The 416-nt window shown below is 56.2% G+C and carries 1 protein-coding gene; it reads right to left on the bottom strand.

Translation table 11 applies throughout. The annotated features are described in order from the left end of the window. Window positions 1-396 (bottom strand): uridine phosphorylase (gene udp / locus RH45_RS06480; protein WP_039958301.1); only part of this gene is annotated, 396 nt, incomplete at its 3' end. Window positions 397-416 lie beyond the last annotated feature (20 nt).

Genomic DNA, 416 nt, shown 5'->3' with positions numbered 1-416 from the left:
GGCAACCGCCGGGAATTCCATCGGCGCAAAATGCAGGCTCGCCCCATCCAGACGTACGGATGCGGTCGTTACCAGAACGTCGCCGACGTTGATGTGCGGCTGAATAGCCCCCGTGGTGCCGATACGCAAGAAGGTACGAATACCCAGTTGCGCCAGTTCTTCCACGGCAATAGAAGTAGACGGGCCGCCGATACCGGTAGAGCAAACGATAACTGCTTTGCCATCCAGCTCAGCGCGCCAGGAGGTGAATTCGCGGTGAGATGCCAGCTTAACCGGCTTATCCATCAGCGCGGCGATCTTTTCCACACGCTCAGGATCGCCAGGGACGATGGCGAGCTGGGCCCCTTGTAAATCGTTTTTGGTGAGGCCGAGATGAAAAACATCAGACTTGGACATATAAAACTCCTCTGTGAATC

It is taken from the genome of Vibrio sinaloensis DSM 21326 (assembly GCF_000189275.1).
GTDB classification, from domain to species: domain Bacteria; phylum Pseudomonadota; class Gammaproteobacteria; order Enterobacterales; family Vibrionaceae; genus Vibrio; species Vibrio sinaloensis.
This window is presented reverse-complemented; position numbering and strand designations above follow the sequence as displayed.